This is a genomic window from Paenibacillus taichungensis (genome assembly GCF_003287275.1).
GTDB lineage: Bacteria > Bacillota > Bacilli > Paenibacillales > Paenibacillaceae > Paenibacillus > Paenibacillus taichungensis_A.
In genome coordinates this window covers 472,014-494,118 of the sequence record NZ_QEVW01000014.1, presented here as the reverse complement: position 1 = coordinate 494,118, position 22,105 = coordinate 472,014, and the positions used below count along the sequence as shown (strand labels likewise).

Annotated in this window: 17 protein-coding genes; 15 read left to right on the top strand and 2 right to left on the bottom strand. The window is 43.8% G+C overall.

The features are described from left to right. The first annotated feature begins 125 nt into the window (after positions 1–125). The 10 genes from DC345_RS22045 to DC345_RS22000 all read left to right on the top strand — a co-directional run bounded on the left by DC345_RS22045 (position 126) and on the right by DC345_RS22000 (position 12,816). Complete coding sequence (locus tag DC345_RS22045) at positions 126–800, top strand: response regulator transcription factor (protein ID WP_113054930.1); 675 nt, start codon at positions 126–128, stop codon at positions 798–800. After that, on the top strand, positions 797–1,876 hold the full coding sequence (locus DC345_RS22040) for a sensor histidine kinase (RefSeq protein WP_113054929.1): 1,080 nt from the start codon (positions 797–799) through the stop codon (positions 1,874–1,876). Before DC345_RS22045 ends, DC345_RS22040 begins: the two co-directional genes overlap by 4 nt. Positions 1,877–2,003: 127 nt before the next feature. Next, complete coding sequence (locus DC345_RS22035; protein ID WP_258530759.1) at positions 2,004–2,756, top strand: hypothetical protein; 753 nt, start codon at positions 2,004–2,006, stop codon at positions 2,754–2,756. Between the two features lie 89 nt (positions 2,757–2,845). Further along, a complete protein-coding gene (locus DC345_RS22030; protein ID WP_113054928.1) occupies positions 2,846–3,520 on the top strand; it encodes a response regulator transcription factor in 675 nt (224 codons plus the stop codon). Then, on the top strand, positions 3,517–4,884 hold the full coding sequence (locus DC345_RS22025; protein ID WP_076288396.1) for a sensor histidine kinase: 1,368 nt from the start codon (positions 3,517–3,519) through the stop codon (positions 4,882–4,884). The genes DC345_RS22030 and DC345_RS22025 overlap by 4 nt, the downstream gene beginning before the upstream one ends. 222 nt (positions 4,885–5,106) lie before the next feature. After that, positions 5,107–6,093: an alpha/beta hydrolase gene (locus tag DC345_RS22020; protein WP_113054927.1), complete on the top strand. Its 987-nt coding sequence runs from the start codon at positions 5,107–5,109 to the stop codon at positions 6,091–6,093. A 130-nt stretch (positions 6,094–6,223) separates the two neighbouring features. Then, positions 6,224–7,207, top strand: a complete 984-nt coding sequence (locus DC345_RS22015) for an alpha/beta hydrolase (RefSeq protein ID WP_113054926.1) — start codon at positions 6,224–6,226, stop codon at positions 7,205–7,207. Between the two features lie 172 nt (positions 7,208–7,379). Continuing rightward, complete coding sequence (locus tag DC345_RS22010; RefSeq protein ID WP_113054925.1) at positions 7,380–9,470, top strand: serine hydrolase domain-containing protein; 2,091 nt, start codon at positions 7,380–7,382, stop codon at positions 9,468–9,470. A gap of 223 nt (positions 9,471–9,693) precedes the next feature. Then, complete coding sequence (locus DC345_RS22005) at positions 9,694–11,817, top strand: serine hydrolase domain-containing protein (RefSeq protein WP_113054924.1); 2,124 nt, start codon at positions 9,694–9,696, stop codon at positions 11,815–11,817. Between the two features lie 57 nt (positions 11,818–11,874). Further along, positions 11,875–12,816: an alpha/beta hydrolase gene (locus DC345_RS22000; protein ID WP_113054923.1), complete on the top strand. Its 942-nt coding sequence runs from the start codon at positions 11,875–11,877 to the stop codon at positions 12,814–12,816. Positions 12,817–12,919: 103 nt separating this feature from the next. On the opposite strand, the gene DC345_RS21995 is transcribed toward DC345_RS22000, so the two are convergent. Then, positions 12,920–15,019: a serine hydrolase domain-containing protein gene (locus tag DC345_RS21995; RefSeq protein ID WP_113054922.1), complete on the bottom strand. Its 2,100-nt coding sequence runs from the start codon at positions 15,017–15,019 to the stop codon at positions 12,920–12,922. Positions 15,020–15,215: 196 nt separating this feature from the next. Between DC345_RS21995 and DC345_RS21990 the strand changes: the two genes are divergently transcribed. The 4 genes from DC345_RS21990 (at position 15,216) to DC345_RS21975 (ending at position 18,984) form a co-directional block, all read left to right on the top strand. Then, positions 15,216–15,584: a hypothetical protein gene (locus DC345_RS21990; protein ID WP_099854339.1), complete on the top strand. Its 369-nt coding sequence runs from the start codon at positions 15,216–15,218 to the stop codon at positions 15,582–15,584. A gap of 2 nt (positions 15,585–15,586) precedes the next feature. After that, a complete protein-coding gene (locus tag DC345_RS21985) occupies positions 15,587–17,305 on the top strand; it encodes an ABC transporter ATP-binding protein (RefSeq protein WP_113054921.1) in 1,719 nt (572 codons plus the stop codon). A gap of 189 nt (positions 17,306–17,494) precedes the next feature. Continuing rightward, entirely contained in the window at positions 17,495–17,929 is a 435-nt protein-coding gene (locus DC345_RS21980) for a MarR family winged helix-turn-helix transcriptional regulator (RefSeq protein WP_258530758.1), read from the top strand. Then, positions 17,926–18,984, top strand: coding sequence for a threonine aldolase family protein (locus DC345_RS21975; protein WP_113054920.1), 1,059 nt, complete (start codon positions 17,926–17,928; stop codon positions 18,982–18,984). The genes DC345_RS21980 and DC345_RS21975 overlap by 4 nt, the downstream gene beginning before the upstream one ends. Positions 18,985–19,098: 114 nt before the next feature. Here the strand turns inward: DC345_RS21975 and DC345_RS21970 are convergent, their stop codons facing one another. Beyond that, positions 19,099–21,078, bottom strand: a complete 1,980-nt coding sequence (locus tag DC345_RS21970) for an alpha-amylase family protein (RefSeq protein WP_113054919.1) — start codon at positions 21,076–21,078, stop codon at positions 19,099–19,101. A 135-nt stretch (positions 21,079–21,213) separates the two neighbouring features. Between DC345_RS21970 and DC345_RS21965 the strand changes: the two genes are divergently transcribed. After that, complete coding sequence (locus DC345_RS21965; RefSeq protein WP_113054918.1) at positions 21,214–22,092, top strand: helix-turn-helix transcriptional regulator; 879 nt, start codon at positions 21,214–21,216, stop codon at positions 22,090–22,092. Positions 22,093–22,105 lie beyond the last annotated feature (13 nt).

Genomic DNA, 22,105 nt, shown 5'->3' with positions numbered 1-22,105 from the left:
ATCACAACATTTTCTGGAAATGTTGTGTTATCAGGAAAGAGACGTTATGCCTTCATGGTATGAGGTCTCCTTCTTGAAAGGGTGTGAAGTATAAGGCAAAGTTAAAAAAAATGGAGGTGATCACTTTGACAAGCATATTGGTCGTTGATGACGACCCGCATATCCGAGAGCTGGTAGGACATTTTTTACAGCAGGAGGGTTTGCATATAATTGAGGCTGTTGACGGTTTGGATGCACTGCGATTACTCGCTGACCATAAGGTTGACCTTGTCGTTCTCGATATTATGATGCCAGGCATGGATGGATGGGAATTGTGCCGCCAATTGCGACAGCAGACGGATCTACCACTACTGATGTTGACGGCCAAAGGGGAAACCTCGCAGATCATCAAGGGTTTTACCCTGGGAACTGATGATTATCTGGTGAAGCCTTTTGATCCGCTGGTGCTGGTTGCACGGGTGAAGGCTTTATTGAAACGATATCGGATTATGACTTCACAAGTGATCCTTCTTGGTGAACTGGTTTTACGGGGGGATACGTTTGAGTGCAAGAAAGGTGATCAGGATATTGTGTTGCCACGCAAGGAATTTGAACTGCTGTTCACCCTTGCGAGTTATCCTGGCAAAACCTTTACCCGTGATCAGTTAATCGAAAAGATCTGGGGTTATGATTACGAAGGGGACGAGAGGACCATTGATGTGCATATCAAGCGGCTTCGTGAACGGTTTCCGGAGGAAGAGCATGCTTTCGTCATTCGTACCATGCGAGGTTTGGGCTATCGCCTGGAGGTAAGGCAATGAAGAGGCAGGAGCCTGGATTTCTTCATATTGCCAGAAACGTCATTCTGGTATCTTTGGCCCTGTTTTCCTGCTGGACAGCGGCTTTCTACCTTACGAGATATGTGTATTCATTTATCCCATGGGAACCACATGAATTGCTTGCTTTTCTGATTAATGCCATGCTGGGGTTCGTTTTCTTTGGAATAGGCATTACATTCATCGGTCCGCTGGTTAAAGGCAGGCAGTATGAATTTTTTAATGAGATGATTCAGGCTTTGAAAAGTATTTCCCGGGGGGATTTTCGTGTGAATCTGGATCCTGAATTTGCCAATAGAAACGGGAGACAGCGAAATCCCCACCCGTTTGTGCAGTTGGTTGAGAGTATCAATGATATGGCGGCAAATCTGAAAGTGATGGAAGATTTGCGTCAGGAATTCATCTCTAATGTTTCCCATGAAATTGGATCGCCGCTTACGTCAATCAGCGGCTTCGCCAGAGCGCTGAAAAATAAAGATATGGACCAGGAGACACGGGAAAAGTATCTGACAATTATTGAGACGGAATGTGTTCGTTTGTCCAGACTCAGTGACAATTTAATGAAACTCGCCGTTCTGGATTCATCCGAGCATGCATCTCATAAAACAACTTACCGATTGGACCGGCAGCTGGTGACTCTGGTTCTGGCTTGCGAACCCCAATGGGATGAGAAGAAAATTGATATGAACGTAGAGCTGGAAGAAGTTGAAATTTTTGCTGATGAGGACTTGATGATTCAGTTGTGGATCAATCTGATTCATAATGCAATCAAGTTCACGCCAGAAGGCGGAAAAATTGATGTTTTCCTTACAGAAAGTGATGGCAAGGTCAGTGTACGTATTACTGACAGTGGACCCGGCATCACCAAGCAGGATCAGCTTCGCATATTCGAACGGTTCTACAAAGCGGATCAATCCCGGACACGTGCCTTGGGCGGCAGTGGGCTGGGCCTTTCCATCGTGCATAAAATTGTGGAGATGCATAAGGGTGCGGTCTCCGTGTTCAGTGAACCTGGAGAAGGTGCGACATTTACTGTACAGATACCTGTTCATTCAGAATAATAAAAAGGGTAATCGATGGATGTTGTCCGTCAATTATCCTTTTTTTCAATGAATTCGGCTGTTATTGTACAAAATAAGGTATATAAGCGATAATCTGCAGGGGAGCTAATACATAAGGCTGTAAGGAGTGAGCAATCTGCTGATATCTTCCACTCATCAACAACGTCTGATTGATGTGATGAATTCATTACCGATTCAACCAAAGTACTCCAAAGCACAGCTACTGATTAAGGATTTGAAATTAAGCTCAGCGGGAGAGGTGGAGATGTTCTACTCTCCACATAATGAATATATCAATCCTTCCGCAAAAGTCATGCTTGTGGGCATCACACCAGGTTGGCAGCAAATGGAGATTGCATATAGAACGGCTATCCAGGTTTTGAAAGCACACAAATCATACGAGCAAGCCTGTAAAGAAGCCAAAATATCGGCAAGAATGGCCGGCTCCATGCGCAGCAATTTGATTCAAATGCTCCAGGAAATAGGCTTGCATGAATATGTGAAAGTGCCCCATGTGCAAAGGCTGTTTGAAGCAGATTGTACATTGTTACATACAACTTCTCTGATTCGATATCCAGTCTTGGTAAACAAACAAAATTATAATGGACACCAGCCTTCCATTCTTAAAAATACATTTTTATATCAAGCCGTACTTGAGTCTTTTCTGCCTGAGTTGGAACAGTTGAAGTATCCTCTTATCATTCCCTTAGGAAAGTCGGTGGAGGCTGTACTTCATCAATTGCTTGATGAACATCGAATAAAAGAAGGGAAAATTTTATGGGGATTTCCACATCCATCGGGTGCCAATGGTTCTCGTGTGAAACAGTTTCTTCATACCAAGACTGGCATGCAGAACATTCTAAGGGAGTGGCGTCATTAAATTTCTTACTTGCTTCTTGCTTTTTACAAATTCAATAATAGTATAATGATTACGACTACATGACATGGAAACAGGAAAAGAGGAAACACATGCCTACAATACTGGTTGCTGACGATGATCCGAACATTCGTGAACTCGTCTGTTTATTTTTGAGAAATGACGGATTTGAAACGGCTGAAGCTGCGGATGGCAAGGAGGCACTGACCGTTTACGGCTCAACACATGTCGATCTTGTTGTGCTTGATATCATGATGCCTATCATGGATGGTTGGACATTATGCAAGGAGCTGCGAAGAGCCAATCCAGATCTTCCGTTGCTCATGCTGACGGCGAGAGGGGAGACCTGGGAGAAGGTGAAGGGATTCGAACTGGGAACGGATGATTATCTGACAAAACCGTTTGATCCATTGGAGCTCACGGCTCGTGTTCGAGCATTACTGAAGCGATACAAAATCGGCTCCACGCAGACGATCCATTTCGGCAACGTCATTCTGGATCGACAAACCTACAAGGTGACGAGCGGAACAGAGTCGCTTACGTTGCCGCTGAAGGAATTCGAATTGCTCTATAGACTCGCTGGAACGCCCGGACAAGTCTATACACGTGAGCAATTGATTGATCAAATCTGGGGAATTGATTACGCCGGTGATGATCGAACAGTAGACGTACATATTAAACGCCTGCGTGAACGGTTCGCAACAACACCCGATTTTCGGATTGAAACGGTGCGAGGTCTGGGATACCGGCTTGAGGTTTACGAATGATTAGATCGTTATATATCCGTGTGGTCCTGACATTTCTGGTCTCCGTCATCGCCGGCACGGTCATTTCTTTTTTTGTGTCCACGATGATATTCGAAGATCAATTGAATGAAAATGCTCAAATTAACATACGTAACTTCGGCCAGGATATCGTGCAGATTTACAAGACCCTTCCATTAAGTGAAGCAGAATCGTACGTTAGTGGAATGAAGCTACTGAATTCATATCATATTCGAATTTACGATGCAACGGGTCAGTTCCAGTCGTATGGAAAGCTTAACGGACATAAATCGGCCACGGTGACGAAAGAGCAACTAAAGAAAGTGCTAGATGGAGGCGTAGTTCAGGACAATCCGAATGGTATTGCAACAGTTCTTTTAGGTTTGCCGGTGAAAACGGAAATGGGAGCGAAAGCGATGTTTTTTGAGACACTCACTCCCCCTTCTTCCTTGTTTGTCGTCCAATGGGCTTCGATCTTTGCAACTTGTTCATTGATTGCAGGAAGTATTATCATTCTGATTGCTTCCATATTTCTGGTTAGACCGATCAAAAAACTGACAAAAGCAACGAAGCGGATCGCTGCTGGAGATTTCAACGTCAAGCTGAATATTAAGCAAACCGGAGAACTGGGCACACTGGCGCGCAGTTTCGAAGAAATGATTCATGATTTGCAGCAGTTGGAGCAGATGCGCAGGGAATTTGTAACGAATGTGTCACACGAGGTTCAATCTCCGCTGACTTCGATATCCGGTTATGCTCAAGCACTGAAACAAGTAAATCTCTCAGAGCAAGAACGAAGCCGATATCTTGAGATTATCATCGCTGAGGCGAAGCGGATGTCCAAAATGAGTGATAATCTGCTCAAGCTGAGTATGCTTGAATCGCAGTCACAGCAACCACGACTTAGCACACTTAGCCTGGATGAACAGATCAGGCGGGTCATTGTAACTCTCCAGCCGCAATGGTCTGCTCGCAACATTCACTTTGAGCTCGATCTCCAAGCTGTTAAAGTATTGGCTGATCACGACCAACTGAACCAGGTATGGACGAATATTCTCAGCAACGGTATCAAATTTTCAAAGGATGGCGGCGTAATTCACGTCAGCACCAAGCAGGATATCAAGAACGTGACTATTCGAATCTCCGACACAGGTATCGGTATCCCTCTTGAAGACCAGAAGCGCATATTCGAACGATTTTTCAAGTCGGATCGTTCTCATAGTCGCAAGTATGACGGCAGTGGTATGGGACTTGCTATCGTTAAACAGATTGTATCGCTTCATCAAGGGGACATTCGAGTAGAAAGTGAACCTGGTCAGGGAACGACTTTTATTGTCACGTTGCCAATCACTCCACCAACGGAATAGTTAATTTTACAGGATAAGGTGGATATGTAGAATATCCATCCGATTGTCTAAACCATATTTTCTGGCCACGTTTCACATGCAAGCTTCCTCGCATGTGAAACGTGGCCTTTTTTTTGTTAGTTCATATTCAGTTCATATTGTCGTCATGATGAGGACATCTTTGATAGTTAATCTTGAATTAAAGGCTTGTTACAGCCATTAAACAGATGAGGACAGGAGCAGATGAGTGTGACACAAGAAATGGAGAAGAAACAGTCGGGTGGATCCAAAACAAAGAAAGTGTTAAACATTTTGCTTAAGGTATTAGGTGCAATCGTTTTAGTCATTCTACTTTTCGTGGCCACCGTGTATAGCGTTAACAAAATTAGCAGTCATTCGGAGCAAAAAAGAATGGAAACGTATGGACAGCGCGTATCTGTAGATGGAAAACAGATGAATGTCAGCATTCAAGGAAAAGGAGAAGAAACGATCGTCCTTTTACCAGGGTTTGGAACAGCGTCACCTGCACTTGATTTTAAGCCACTTATTTCAGAACTATCCCCATATTATAAAGTCGTCGTGGTTGAACCTTTTGGTTATGGATTGAGTGATCCAACCGAAAAGGAACGCAGTACGGCAAATATCGTAAGTGAAATCCATGAAGCGTTGCAAAGTCTTCATATTGATCGGTATATCCTTATGGGCCATTCCATTTCCGGGATCTATAGCCTGGATTATGTGAACAAATATCCAAACGAAGTAAGTGCATTTGTCGGACTGGATAGCAGTGTTCCAGCGATAAGTGAACAGAAGATTGATTCGTCAGATACACAACCGATTAAATGGTTCCGTAACTTAGGATTCGCGCGATTACAATTGAAACTGAGTGCTGATCCTTATGATGGACTGCCTTATGATGAGCAGACCAAAGAACAATTGAACATTCTAATCCGAAAAAATATGTATAACACCACACAATTAAATGAGGCAGAGAGCATGTATTCCAACTTTAAAGCAGCTGAACAGCTAACGTTTCCTGTTAATCTGCCGATTCTTTTCTTTGTTCAAAAGAATCATCCGGCAGCGGAGAATTGGATTCCCGAGCATGAGAAGCTAATAGAGAACACTGTGCATAGTGAAGTGGTGCTGCTGGAAGCGAATCATTATTTGTATCGTTCCCATGCCAAAGAAATTGCGGAAAAATTCAGGGGATTTATGACGTCCCAGTAAGTATTAATTTATTTGCTTGTTCATATTCAGTTCATATTGACGTCACGGGGAGTACATTTTCATCGGTTAAGATTTCATTAGCAGCAAAGAAGAAAGCCGAACTAACAGTTCAAGACAGGAGAAGATGAGAGTGACACAACCAGAGGAAAAGAAAGCGAAGAATGGATCGAAGGCCAAGAAAGTACGGAATATTATACTTAAAGTACTTGGAGCAATCGTAATCGCGATTATTTTGTTTCTAGGTATTGTTTATATCACGAATGTGATCAGTAGCAATTCCGAAGCGAAAAAGATTGAGCCTTATGGTCAGCACGTATCTGTAGACGGGAAAAATATGAATGTGCTCATTCAAGGTGAAGGCAAGGAAACGATTGTGCTTCTGCCCGGTTTTGGAACAGCAACACCAGCGCTTGATTTCAAGTTGCTTATTGATGAATTATCTCCATATTACAAAGTTGTTGCAGTTGAGCCTTTCGGTTACGGATTAAGTGATGGAACAGAAAAAGAAAGAACCACAGAAAATATCGTAAGTGAAGTTCATGAAGCTCTGCAGCAACTTGATATTCATCAGTATATGCTGATGGGTCACTCTATTGCAGGCATTTACGGCATTGATTATGTGAATAAATATCCGGATGAAGTGACTGCTTTTGTCGGTATTGACAGTAGTGTCTCCACCCAACCAAGTATTACAGATGCGAAGTTCCCATTAAAAACGTTTGCTCTTCTCAGAAATACAGGTCTCTTAAGATTAATAATGAAAGTGAGTGCAGACCCCTATGAGGGACTTGCATTTGATGGTCAGACGGTTGAGCAGATGAAAATGATCTCGAATAAAAACATGTATAATCCTACGTCATTAAACGAGATGGATCATATTTATTCCAATTTTAAAGGTGCTCAAGGTTTAACCTTCCCTAAAGACCTTCCACTTCTTCTCTTTGTACAAGCAAATAATGAAGGTGTAGAAGGATGGATACCGCTGCATGAAGGGCAGATCAAAGATTCCGTACATGGGAAAGTAATCCCAATGGATGGTTCACATTATTTACACCATACTCAATTCAAAAAAATTGCTGAAGACGTTAGAGCTTTTATGAACGAAGCGAAATAAATAGGGTGTAAAAGTACACTCGTGACTTAACAGATGTGCATTACCGAATATGAAAAACCGTCCTAAGGGGCGGTTTTTCCATAGTAAATTCAATTCGCTACCCAGAGGTAAAATTTATAGATCCAAAAGAACTCTAATCAACCAAAACATTTAAACTCAGGAGATGATGTGAATGGGACGACAAAAGAGAAAACGAACTTCAATCGCTGCTTTAACGCTGGTGTTAACGATGTTAGCTCCGATGTCAGTAATGGCCGCACCAACTGCCGATAACAGAAGCAATCTTTCGTATGAACCAACCAAGAAAACAGTAGCGGAGAAAGCCAAGATCCTTACGGAGACGTACGGTACGACCAGTGTTCAATATGCATTAATCGATGGTGGAGAGATTGTGGTGTCCGGTCAGACAGGTAAGAACGATCTAAAGGACAAGGTCCCGCTTACTTCGAACACGATCTATGGCATTGGTTCAACCAGTAAAATGGTACTTACCACTGCTGTAATGAAGCTGGTTGACGAAGGCAAGATTGATTTGGATGTGCCTGTTGTGAACTATATCCCTGATTTTAAAATGAAAGACAATCGCTATAAACAAATCACACCACGCATGCTGTTAAATCATTCTTCCGGTCTGCTGGGTAGCACTGGTAGCAATGCCACATTGTACGGGGATAATGACACCTATTCACACGATACGTTTCTGGAGCAATTGGCGAATCAAAACCTGAAGGCAGATCCCGGAGCCTACTCCGTATATTGTAACGATGGTTTTACATTAGCGGAGATTCTAGTCGAAAGAGTTAGTGGCATGGGCTTTACAGCATTTATACACAAATATATTACAGAGCCTCTGGACATGAAACATACCAAAACACCGCAGGATGTGGTTGAACCAGCAGAAATGGCGGGAATCTATTCCCCTTTGGTTGAAGGCCAGCTTCCGCAAGAGAATTATAATATCATTGCTACTGGTGGCATCTACTCTACCGCTGAAGATCTTGTGAAATTTTCACAAATTTTCACGGGAGAGGTCGAAGGCATTCTTTCCAGTAAGTCGGTAGAGACCATGGAGCAAGAAGAATACAAAAGAGGCATGTGGCCGGAGGATAGCGATACGTCTATATCTTACGGGCTAGGGTGGGATAGTGTGAACTTGTTCCCATTCAGTGAATACGGCATCAAGGCCGTTACGAAAGGTGGAGATACCATATCGTATCACTCATCATTAATCGTACTGCCGGAATACAATCTGGCTGCTGCCGTTACCTCTTCAGGTGGGACAAGTGCCAAAGATCAGTTCATTGCGAGTGAATTATTACTCAGCGCACTTGAGGAAAAAGGCATTATTACAGAACGGAAGCCGGAAAAATCATTTGGGATACCCGTAAAGGCAGATGTACCTAAAGAAATATACACGTATGCAGGTATGTATGGCGCCAATAATTCGGTTAAGAAGATCGAAATAAATCATGCTGGAGAAATGACTGTATCCACACTCGAAGCTCCGAGTGATTCGGCTCAAAAATACACATATACAGCGGATGGTACTTTTGTTAACGATAAAGGCACAGAAAAGTTGAAATTCGTTACGGAGAAGAACGGAAGTATGTATCTGTGGTCTCGATCTTATATATCTTTGCCGGGACTTGGGCAGTTGGCTTTCTCAGAATATACAGCGGAGAAGCTGGAAGCCAATGAATTATCCCAGGATATTACGGCTTCGTGGGAGGAACGTGAAGGTAAAAGATATTACGTGGTGAATCAGAAATATACATCAACGGTTTATCTCCATTCATCACCAATCCTTCCTATTCATTCGAATAAAGAGACACCAGGATATATGTCTAATATTAAGATTATTGGAGCAAACGAAGCAGCCACTGAGCTGCAGATCCCTGGCATGGCTGGACGTGATACCAAGGAGATTTATTTCTCCAAAAAGAACGGAGTAGAGTACATTACAGCCGTAGGTAGCGTCTACGCCAGTGAGGAACTTGTACAACCACTCTATTCGGGCAAACAATCTGTATCAACAATTCAAACAGATGGTTATGCCAAATGGTTTTCGGTACCATCAACGGTGAATGGAAAAGTTATGACGGTTAAGATGCCTGCAAATGGCTCCTTTGCCATATACAACCAGAAGGGTGTTTGTATTAATCACACCGTGGTCAGTGGTAAGAATGAAGTTGTCTTACCAGAAAACGGCCGTATTGTATTTGCAGGTGAGGTCGGTTCCACATTTGAAATTTCATTGAAATAGAAGCGAAGTCAATATCCCCTTTAAGTGTCTACTTAAAGGGGATATTTTTATGACGTAAAAAGGAAGGATCAAGGATCGTAAATCATCATGTACTCAAATTAGTTTGCCTGTTCATACTCGGTTCATATAGACGTCACGAAGAGTACATTTCTATGGGTTAAGCTTATTTTAGTACCAAAGCTAAGATACTCTAATAAAGAGATACTGACAGGAGAAGATGCAAATGATACAACAAGAGAAAATGAAAGTGCTCAAGAGAATAGTCAAAAAACGAACTTCAATTGCAGCTTTAACGCTATTGTTAACCATGTTAGCCCCGCTATCTGCAATAGCCGCACCGGCTGCCATGAATAACAACAGTAACCTTACGTATGAGGCAACAAAGAAAGCCGTGATCGAAAAAGCCAAATTACTGACTGAGACATATGGTACGACGAGTCTGCAGTATGCGCTGATCGAAGGTGGAGAGATTGTGGTGTCCGGTCAAACAGGCAAGAACGATATAAACGACAAGGCACCTCTTACTTCAAACACGATCTATGGCATTGGTTCAACCAGTAAAATGATGCTTACAGCTGCTGTAATGAAGCTGGTTGACAAAGCCAAGATCGATTTGGATGTGCCTGTTGTGAACTATATGCCTGACTTTAAAATGAAAGATAACCGATACAAACAGATCACACCCCGTATGTTGCTGAATCATTCCTCCGGTCTACTGGGCAGCTCATTCAGCAATGCCACATTGTACGGAGATAATGACACCTATTTACATGATACGTTTCTCGATCAATTGGCGAATCAGACCCTGAAGGCAGATCCCGGCGCATACTCAGTCTACAGCAACGATGGCTTTACGTTAGCCGAGATTCTGGTCGAAAGAGTTAGCGGACTCGGTTATACCGAATTTATACACAAGTATTTCACGGAGCCTTTGGATATGAACCATACCAAAACACCACAGGATGTGGTTGATCCGGCAGAAATGGCGGGAATCTATTCCCCTTTTTATGAGGGACAACTTCCAAAAGAGAATTATAATATCATCGCTACGGGAGGTCTGTATTCTACCGCTGAAGATCTGGTCAAATTTTCACGAATTTTCACGGGAGAGGTTAATGGTATTCTTTCCAGTAAGTCTGTCGAAGCTATGGCACAAGAAGAGTATAGAAGAGGCATGTGGCCAGAGGATAGCGATACATTTATGTCTTACGGGTTAGGGTGGGATAGTGTGAACATGTTCCCATTCAACGAATACGGCATTAAGGCCGTGATGAAAGGAGGAGATACGCAATCTTATCATTCTTCTTTAGTGGTACTCCCGGAATACAACATGGCTGCAGCCGTTATCTCTTCAGGAGGGTCGAGCGCAACCAATCAATTCATTGCGAATGAATTATTACTCAGCGCACTTGAGGAAAAGGACATGATTACAGAACGGAAGCCGGAAAAATCATTTGGCGTACCCGTGAAGGCCGATATGCCTAAGGGAATATCCAAGTTTGCAGGTATCTATGGCGGTAATAATTCGGTTAGTAAGATCAAAATAAATGAGGCTGGACAAATGACTGTATCCACACTTACAGCTCCGGGTAATCCGGTTCAAGAATACACATATACAGCCGATGGTACTTTTGTTAACAACGAAGGTACAGACAAGTTGAAATTCGTGGTGGAGAAAAATGGGAAAACCTACTTGTGGTCACGATCTTATATATCTGTTCCAGGACTTGGACAGCTGGCTTTCTCAGAATATAATGCGGAGAAGCTTGAAGCCAATAAATTATCCAAAGAGATTAACGCCGCATGGGCAAAGCGCGATGGTAAAAAATATTACCTGGTGAATGAGAAATACACATCGATGGCTTATCTCAATGCTTCATCGATCCTGTCTATTCATATGAATAAAGAGACTCCAGGGTATATGTCCAATCATAAGATTACTGGAGTTAACGAAGCAGCCAATTCATTGCAAATTCCGGGTACTGCCGGCCGTGATACGATGGACATTCATTTCTCCGAAAAGAACGGAGGAGAGTATCTTACAGCTTTGGGTTATGTATACGCCAGTGAGGAACTTGTAAAACCCATCTATTCGGGTAAACAATCCGCAACAACCATTCAAGCAGATGGATATGCCAAATGGTTTTCGGTACCAGCGACTGCGAAAGGAAAAATGATGACAGTGAAGATGCCTGCAAAGGGAGCCTTTGCTGTCTATGACCAGACCGGAATTTGTATTAATCACAGCGTGGTCAGCGGTAAGAATGATGTTGTTTTACCAGAAAACGGCCGTATTGTATTTGCAGGTGAGGCTGGTTCCAAATTCGAAATTTCATTAAAAAAGTAAAATGAATGGATTTCCAAATGGCTGTACAATAAACGAACTCAACAGGAGATAACCATCATGATGAAAAAAATAACAATCATTATACTCAAAATATTGGGAGCCATAGTTATCGCTTTAGCATTATTTATTGCCACTGTTTATTTTGTAAATGTATTTAGCAACAAGTCGGAGGAAGGGAAAATAAAACCCTATGGTCAGTCCGTAGCGGTTGACGGGAAAAACATGAATGTGTTAATTCAAGGGAAAGGCGAAGAAACGGTCGTATTACTTCCCGGATATGGAACACCCGCCCCAGCCCTTGATTTTAAACCGCTCATCGATGAGCTATCCCCATTTTACAAAGTCGTCGTCATTGAACCTTTCGGTTATGGATTAAGTGATGTAAGCGAAAAAGAGCGAACGATTGATAATATGGTCAGTGAAATTCATGAAGCTCTACAGCAGCTTAATATTACTCATTACACGCTGATGGGTCACTCCATTTCAGGGATTTACGGACTGGATTATGTAAACAAATATCCAAACGAAGTAAATGCTTTTGTCGGGATTGATAGCAGCGTTCCAACGCAGGGGGGTAACGATGGTCCATTTCCAACCGAAACATACAAACTGCTTAAAAAATCAGGATTCTACCGATTGTTAATGAAACTGGCCCCTGATCAACTGATTGCACCCGATGTTGATGATGATACCAGAGAACAGATTCGAATGCTCTCACTCAAAAATACGTTTAATCCGAACAACTTAAGTGAAGGCGAAAATTTTGGTCCCAATTTCAAAGCTGCTGAAGACTTGACCTTCCCCAAAGATCTGCCAGTCATTTTCTTTTTACAAGCGAATGATACCGAAACGGAAGGGTGGATACCTTTGCATGAAGAGCAAGTCAAAAATTCTGTACATGGTAAAGTAATGACATTCGAAGGTGGACATTATTTACACCATACCCGATCCAAAGAAATAACCGAAAACTTCAGGAAGTTTATGAACGAAGTAAAATAAAATTAGAACAAACGTAGTACCTTTCAGAATTGATTTCAGAAAGAACGAAACGCCCGTTCCCCATTAGAACACCGGGGAACGGGCGTATTTTCCATACTTATTACTATTGATTTGTTAACGTAATTTCGAACCTTGAACCAGCTTCACCGGCAAATACAATCGTACCATTTTCAGGTAATGTAACTTCATTTTCGCCACTAACCACGGTATGATTCGTACTGATACCCGTCTGGTCATATACAGTGAAAGCGCCTTTCGAAGGCATCTTCACTGTCATCTTTTTACCTGCGACTGCTGCCGGTATCGAGTACCATGTCGCATAACCATTCGTTTGAATCGTTGTCTTCGATTGTTTCCCTGAATAGAGTGGTCTCACAAGTTCTTGACTGACGTAGACCTTTCCTCCTGCTGAGACGTATTCCACCCCGTCTTTCTCGAAGAACTTATACTCCATCGTATCACGCCCAGCCAAGCCTGGAATTTGCAGTTGATTCACGGCCGAATTTGCATCAATAATTTTATTAGTATACACATAACCTGGTGCCTCATCGAACATATGAATGGGGATGATCGGCGTTGCACTGTCATATACCGTTGAGGTGTATTTTTCATTCACCAGGTAATAAATGTTGCCTTCGCGCTTCTGCCAAGCGGCTGTTACATCTTCGGGTAATGAATTGGTTTCGAGCTTTTCTGCCTTGTATTCCGAGGAGGCGATCTGTCCAAGCCCTGGCACCGACTGATACGAACGGGACCACAAGTATGTATTCCCGTTATCCCCTTGGGCGAATTTCAACTTTTCGGTACCTTGCTCATTCACGAAAGAACCATCTGCGGTATACGTATACTTTTGTTCCGTACTGTTTGGCGACAATAGCAGGGACATCGTCAATCGCCCCTCATCATTCACTTCCAACTTCAATAACGAGCTGCCAACAGCCCCATAAATACCAGCATACTGCGTTAGTTCCGTCGGCATGGTTGTTTTTACAGGTACGCCAAATGATTTTTCCGGCTTCCGTTCTTTAATAATATCTTTTTCCTCAAGTGCGCTAAGCAACAGTTCGCTCGCAATCAATTGGTCGGTTGTGCTTGATCCACCTGAAGAGGTAACGACTGCAGCCATATTGTATTCCGGAAGCACAATTAATGACGAATGATAGGCAATCGTATTCCCGCCTTTGGTAACTGCCTTGATGCCATATTCGCTAAATGGGAACAAGTTCACACTATCCCAACCTAACCCGTACGAAATCGATGAATCGCTGTCATCTGGCCACAGGCCACTTTTGTATTCTTCCTGCGTCATGGCTTCTGCTGATTCGCTGGAAAGAATACCTTTGACCTCTCCCGTAAAGATTTGCGAAAATTTGACCAGATCTTCTGCAGTAGAGTAAATGCCTCCAGAGCCAATCATATTCGTGTTCTCTAGTGGGAGTTGTTCCTTATTCAGCTGCGAATAAGTTACCGCCATTTGGTCAGGGTCAACCAGATCCTGCGGCGTTTTGGTGTGGCTCATACCCAAGGGTTCGGTGAAATTCTGTTGGATGAAATGGCTAAAGCTCATGCCGCTAACCTTTTCGACCAGAATTTCAGCTAACGTAAAGCTATCGTTACTATACACCGAGTAGGCTCCCGGATCTGCCTTCAAATTTTGCTCGGCCAATTGATCCAAAAATGTATCATGTGCATAGGTGTCATTGTCCCCATACAGTATGGCACTACTGCTTGAGGTTCCGAGAATCCCGGATGAATGATTCAGCAGCATACGAGGTGTAATTTTTGTGTAACGATTGTCCTTCATCTTGAATTCCGGGATATAGTTCACAACCGGCACATCCAAATTGATTTTGCCTCCATCAACCAGCTTCATCACAGCGGCGGTAAGCACCATTTTACTGGTTGAACCGATGCCATACATAGTATTAGAAGAAAGGGCGATATGGCCCTCCGGGTCGTTTTTGCCTACTTGTCCGGAGATCACGATTTCTCCCTCATCCATGAGTGCGTACTGTACACTTGTTGTACCATATGTTTCGGTAAGGAGCTTGGCCTTCTCCATCACTGCTTTTTGGGTCATATCATACTTAAGGTTCTTACTGTTACTGGTTGCCGGTGCGGCGAGAACAGTCATTGGGGCTAACATGGTTAACACCAGGGTTACGGCGGTTATTGAAGTTCGTTTTTTCAGTGTCAATCTCATCTTCTCCTGTCTTATCTGTAAATTGGGGATCTCTGTGATGGTGCGTAAGTTAGTGTACTCTAGGGCAGTGAACTGAATATGAATTGACCCAGAATAAAATGGAAAAATACGGGTTGACAGAAAATTCCCTTACGTATACAATCGTATACATAATCAATTGTATACAAATGTATACGAAAATGGAGGTGCTTCACAAATGAGAGAAAGACATATAAATGTGAACGAACAACCTGATCGCCATGGAGAGCGGTCCAGACGCGGTCGTGGGGAAGATGAGCAACAAGGTGAACGTTCAAGACGTGGGAGAGGGCATGGAGAGCATCACGGAAAACGGGGTAATGGGGCACAAACGTTTCGTCGTGGAAGAATTCTAGTCTTTTTGGAACAAATGCAGAATCGAAGAGCTACGTTGGCCAGACAGCTTGGTCAGGAGGAGTTCCGTAATATTCATCAGATGATTAGTGGTGAGCTGAAAGCCATTGATCAGGTCATTGATGAATACATTCAACTTTTTGAATTACAAAATGAAGAAGAAAGCCCTAATCAGGATCTGGAGAGTGAATAAGAATGCTTCGTCGTTTTTTCTCGTATTATCGTCCTTACAAAAAACTGTTTTTAATTGATTTTGGTTGTGCAGTAATAGCTGGTTTACTAGAGCTGGCATTTCCACTTGCTGTAAGTAAATTCATTAATGAGTTGCTGCCAGGTCAAGATTGGCCACTCATTATCCTCGCATGTATTGTATTGCTGTCGATCTATGCGCTGAATACCGTCTTGAATTATGTCGTGACCTACTGGGGGCATATGCTTGGTATTAACATTGAGACCAACATGCGTTCGAAGATGTTTGCTCATTTGCAAAAGTTATCTTTCCGATTCTTCGATAATCGTAAAACCGGTCATCTGATCGGCCATCTTACGAATGACCTTAACGATATTGGCGAGGTGGCTCACCATGGACCAGAGGATGTTTTCATCGCAGTGATGACATTAATCGGATCTTTCTGGCTTATGGCAAATATTAATTTAGAGCTTGCACTGATTACCTTTATCATTATTCCTATCATGGCCTGGGTCATTATCGTGTTCGGTGGGCGCATGACGAAGACCTATCGGCGTCTCTTCGGCGATGTGGGGAATTTCAATTCCCGTATTGAAGACAATGTAGGTGGAATTCGTGTCGTTCAATCATTCGCTAACGAAGAGCATGAGAAAAAACTATTTTCCGTAGACAACGAGAACTTCCGTAAAACAAAGCTGCTTGCTTACAAAACGATGGCGAAGAGTATATCGGTCAGCTACATGATGATGCGTCTGGTTACTGTGTTTGTTATGATAAGCGGTGCCTGGTTCTTTATCGATGGCAGAATTGATATGGGTGATTTCATGGCATTCCTGCTGTTATCCAACATCTTCTTCCGTCCGATTGAAAAAATTAACGCCGTAATCGAAAGTTATCCTAAGGGTATTGCAGGATTCAAGCGTTACCTGGAAATCATTGATACCGAACCCGAAATTGCCGATGCGAAAAATGCGGTTGAGCTAAAAAGCGTCCGTGGAGATATTCGCTTCGAAAATGTCTCGTTCGGTTATGAGGAAAATCGACGTATTCTGAATAATATCAGTTTGTCTATCAATCCAGGCGAAACCGTTGCATTTGTGGGTCCTTCCGGTGCAGGTAAAACGACCATCTGCAGTCTTCTTCCGCGATTCTATGAAGTAGAGGAAGGTCGAATCACCGTTGATGGAGTTGATATTCGTGAGGTTCAGCTGGAATCCTTGCGTAGACATATCGGTATTGTTCAACAAGATGTATTTCTCTTCTCAGGCACAATTAAGGAGAATATCGCTTATGGCGATTTAACGGCAACAGACGAACAAATCTGGGATGCGGCCCGTCGTGCCTCTTTGGAAGAGTTGCTTCTTACTTTGCCAGAAGGGATCGATACCATTATTGGTGAACGTGGTGTCAAACTGTCCGGAGGTCAAAAACAGCGTTTGTCCATTGCTCGTATGTTCCTGAAAAATCCACCCATTCTCATCTTGGACGAAGCAACGTCCGCTCTGGATACCGAAACTGAAGCATTAATCCAGAAGTCCTTGGCGGAACTGTCAGTGGGTAGAACAACACTTGTTATTGCACATCGACTGACAACCATCAAGAATGCAGATCGCATCCTAGTAGTCAATGCGGATGGCATCGCAGAACAGGGTAACCATGAGGAATTGGTCGCAGCTGGAGGCATATACAGCAGGCTTCACCAAGTGCAATATAGCCATTCCTAATAGCAAAAAAACAAACCGTGCATTTGCGCGGTTTGTTTTTTTGTTTTTCAATAAAATGGGATTCATTTAAACTATAAAGTTCATTGATATTATATTGTTGACAACGTCCACTAAACTGATTAATATAATGTTGACAATGTCCACTAAAAGGGAGGGTTTGACATCGACTCTCAGCAAATAAATGCAGATATGTTGACTGAAATGCGGCGTTTCAACCGTTTTTATACCAATATACTCGGTGTACTTGATAAACATATCCTGGGGACGGGATACTCCTTCGCCGAAGCAAGGGTCATTATTGAAATTGGGATTCAAGGGGAGAGCATTGCGAACAATCTGGTGGATACACTGACCATTGATCGCAGTTACATGAGCCGAATTGTAAGTAAACTGACCAGAGAGGGACTGCTGATGAAAGTGGATTCTGCTGCTGACAGCCGGGTGAGTTTGATTCGCCTGACTGCGAAAGGGCAGGAGCTTTACGGTGAGTTGAATGAACGTTCAGATCAGCAGATTGTGAAGTTAATGCAAGGTTTGGATGAGGAAGAGATCAGAGAAGTTTACGCTTCAATGATGAATATTCAGGATAAGTTGAACAAAAGAGCAGGAGAGACAAGACGATGATACGATTCGAATGTGATTACAACGAAGGTGCGCATGAGCGCATTTTGCAAAGACTGATTTCAACGAATATGGAACAAACGAGCGGTTACGGTAAAGATGCCCATTGTGATCGGGCGAGAAGTCTTATTCGACAAGCTTGTAAAAATGAACAGGCGGATGTGCATTTTTTGGTTGGTGGTACACAGACAAATACAACGGTTATTGCCTCCATTTTACGTCCATACCAAGGCGTGATTGCAGCGACTTCGGGCCACATCGCGGTCCATGAGACAGGAGCGATTGAAGCCACAGGTCACAAAGTGATCACGGTACCAAGCGAAGATGGGAAGATCACTTCAGATCAGGTCAAAGCCGTCTATGATGCCCATTGGAATGATGCAGCACCTGAACATTGTGTCCAGCCCGGAATGGTTTACATATCCCAGCCTACTGAGAACGGTACGATGTACAGTAAGGCAGAGCTGCAAGCATTATTTGATGTGAGCCAACAGTGTGGTCTCCCGTTCTTTATTGATGGGGCGCGTCTTGGTTATGCTCTTGCTTCCCGGAATTGTGATATGACTCTCGCTGATCTCGCCCGTCTATGTGATGTATTCTATATTGGCGGAACCAAGATCGGAGCATTGATGGGAGAAGCGGTAGTCATCCTGAATGACAAGCTCAAGCCAGATTTTCGTTATATGATCAAACAAAAAGGCGGCCTGCTTGCCAAAGGCAGATTGCTGGGGATTCAATTTGAAACGCTGTTTGAAGATGGTCTGTATCTTGAAATTTCCCAGCATGCGGTGGACATGGCTATGTTGATTCATGATTCACTTGCGGAGCAAGGTATTACTTTCCTATATGACTCGCCAACCAATCAGCAATTCCCGATTCTGCCAGATGACCTGCTTCAGGATTTACAAAACCGTTACTCGTTCACATTCTGGGAAAAGGTGTCCGATTCACACAGCGTCGTTCGTTTTTGTACCAGTTGGGCAACCCAGCGGGAAAATGTGGACTCACTGATTCGTGATATTTCCCAGGCTTTGAACAAATTGAAAGCTTGTGTGTAATCATTAATTTCTAAAGGTTAGTTTATATGGGGGAGTAATCCGCCAATGAAAAAGTCGCCATGTTGAATGGCGACTTCTTTTTTTGTCTAATGTTATATGTTTATAACTGTACTTCTAAAATTGAATCACGATCATTTGATGACAGGACCACTCCGGTATCGTGTAGGTCACAAGGCCGTTCACCTGACTGAATGGAAGACTAAGGTTCTGAGGAGCCAGATACACGTCCTGTACTTGTTCGGCAGCCGCCACCGCCACCTCTGTATTGATAAGTTGAGGGATATCTTCGATAACTTCCACACCTTGTCCTCTACGTACTGGAGAGGCATACAGCAGATGATTCACCCAACGATTCGAGTTCGTCTGCATCTGCAGCGTGGTAACCCCTTGGGCTGGCAGGTTGGTCATCAGCGACTTGTTGTTACTCAGTAAACGGTCAAGCGCGTAACAGATGATTTCCTTGACAGCCAAGCTCCCTTTCGTCGCATAATCTTCAAAAACATTCCATGCGATATAGATTCCATCCTGACCCTCAGCCATGCCAGTTCCCGATTCCTGCAGATCAGAAGGCGTATGCTGGTGAGAGCAGAACGTGAACAAGTCACGGTTAAAATATGAATTTTCCTTACTGCCAAGTACGATGCCATCTGTCGTTGGCACGGTGTTTTGTCCTTCGGTGTACATGACGAAAGAGGCTATACGCAGGGAAGGAAGTTCGAAATTCGGACGGAAATAGGAGGGGCGGAATGAGGAAACCTCCTGATATTCTACACCCAAATCGAATTCAAAGCCCGTTCCATCCGGTGAGAGTCCGGAACGGCCAGTGGCGAGAATTTTGCCGCCCCCGGCAAGAAAGGTTGTCAGTTTGATTTTGATTAACTCTGTAACGCTAATGGCATCCGGCAAAATAACAACTTTATATTTGGAAAGATCAGCCTGCAGATCTACCACATTGAAGAGATAGTGGCCTTCCAGCAAAACTCTTACAGCGCCTGTATCGTGGTGGTGCATGTGCTGGTTATGAGGATCGCTTCCAGATTCCCATAAAGTTGCCTCCACTGACAGCAACGCGATATCGGCAATAGCGGTAGTATTTCGGCACCATTCTTCCTTTGCTTCTACCTCGCGGTAAGCTTCCCCGATCAACGAATACGTGGCATGATCCATCTGACCACCCGGATGCAGCTGATCTCCAATGGAGCAGCGTGCCCCGTTCGCAAGACTCAGTGCAGTTTCATAACGCAGCGCGTTGGGATGTTTGTATCCACCAAATTCACCCCAGGAAGTATGGAATTTTCCGGTCATGCCGAGGAAATCCATGCCCAGTGTTTGCGCATAACGTGCAGAGAGCGGGAAGTGGTCATACCCCCAGCCGCCCGTTGGTAGCGATTCCAACTCCAAATGGGTATTCATATGGGCGAGATCCCGCCGCCCACGGTCGACGTGACTGCTGTTGTGGAACACTGGTAATCCGGGTTTCACTGCATGCACAGTCTCATTCATTCGATTAGCGTAACGAGCATACGTCTGTTCCCACAGTTTTCTCATATCTTGAATGTTCCGTGGATCGGAACCCTGTGAGCGAATCTCGGCAACACAATATTGACAATAACATTCGCGAACACCAACGATATCGAGGAAAATGCCGTCCACATCATATTTCTTTACAACTTCCTCGACCTGTAGGGTAAGAACGTCAAGATAAGGGGTGTTCATGCAAAATTGATGATATCCTGGCGTCATGAAGTCGGCTGTCCAACTGATCTGCTCCTGCTGATTGCGGATGAGCCATTGTGGATGTTTGCGTGCGAGTCGCTCATCCAGGCCAGCAGAGAGATAGACCGGTGTTTTCACGCCTATCTCATGAGCAGCCTCAATCTGGGCACCCAGAAGATCGAAATTCAGATGTGGATGCATTTGATTAGCAGTAGTTGGATGATATGCCCAGCCATGATGGCACTTGGAGAATATGGTGATGGAATCGACATGCCCAGTTTTGAGCATCTCCTGAAATTGCTGCTTCGAAAAATCACGGCCAATGCCTTCAATGGCTTCTGACGTATGAAAGTCGAGATGAACCTGACGAAATTTCATGCTTGCTTCCCCCTGGTCATTAAATGATAGAATCATATTATATCTACCACTCTAATCGATCATTAGCTCCGATACAGCTGACAATTACGACTATATATAGCACATTATCTACATTTTGAACTAAGGGGGGACCTTATGCTTGTACTTGAACTTCAAGTTCCGCCGTTTCCGCTACTAGCAGCCATTGGACACACCGAATGGCAGCCGGGGATGCAGCATGCCCAGCGTTGCTTTGATGTGTTCGATCTTATTATTTGTGCCAAAGGAGCGCTGTACATGGAGGAAGATGGCATCCGTTACGAGATTGTGGAAGGTATGATGCTTGTTCTTGAACCTGGCAAAGACCACCGTGGCTATAGACCAACGGATGTGCAGACGGAGGTATACTGGATTCATTTCCAGCTTCCCTCTGTGCAAAAGATGATTTTAAAAGAAAAGACGACTTGGGAGCAGCCTTTGCTTCAACAAACAGACCAGGATATTGAGGCTCCCCCAGGAGTCATTGAAATTCCCAAATTCGCCGGGGTGGATCTACGTAACCTGGAGCCGATACTGAAAGAAATGCTTGAGCTGCACCATGTACTCACCCGTCAGCGTTCCTTCGAGCTACATGTTTTGTTGGGCCAATTCCTACTGCAATTACAGAAGGGAATGAGACAGAACAGCCCGCAGGCTCGTTCCTATTTTTTGAGCGAAAAGGTGGCGAATTATCTTGGTCAACGCTTGGAGCAGCCGTTTGATTCGGGACAGATGGAGCGTGATCTGCTTTATCATTTTGATTACCTGGCCCGCTGCCTGAAGCAGTATACGGGGATGAGCCCGCTGCAATACAGGCATCACCTGCAAATGGAGAAGGCCAAGCGGTTATTGGCACATTCGGAGCTTCCGCTGAAGCGTATCGGCGAGTTGTGTGGACTGCAGGACCATAACTATTTTACACGGCTGTTCAAACGTCAAACTTCCCTTACGCCTGGAGAGTACCGCAAAAAACATCAGTTGTATTTCATGGAATAGATAGGATCAAACA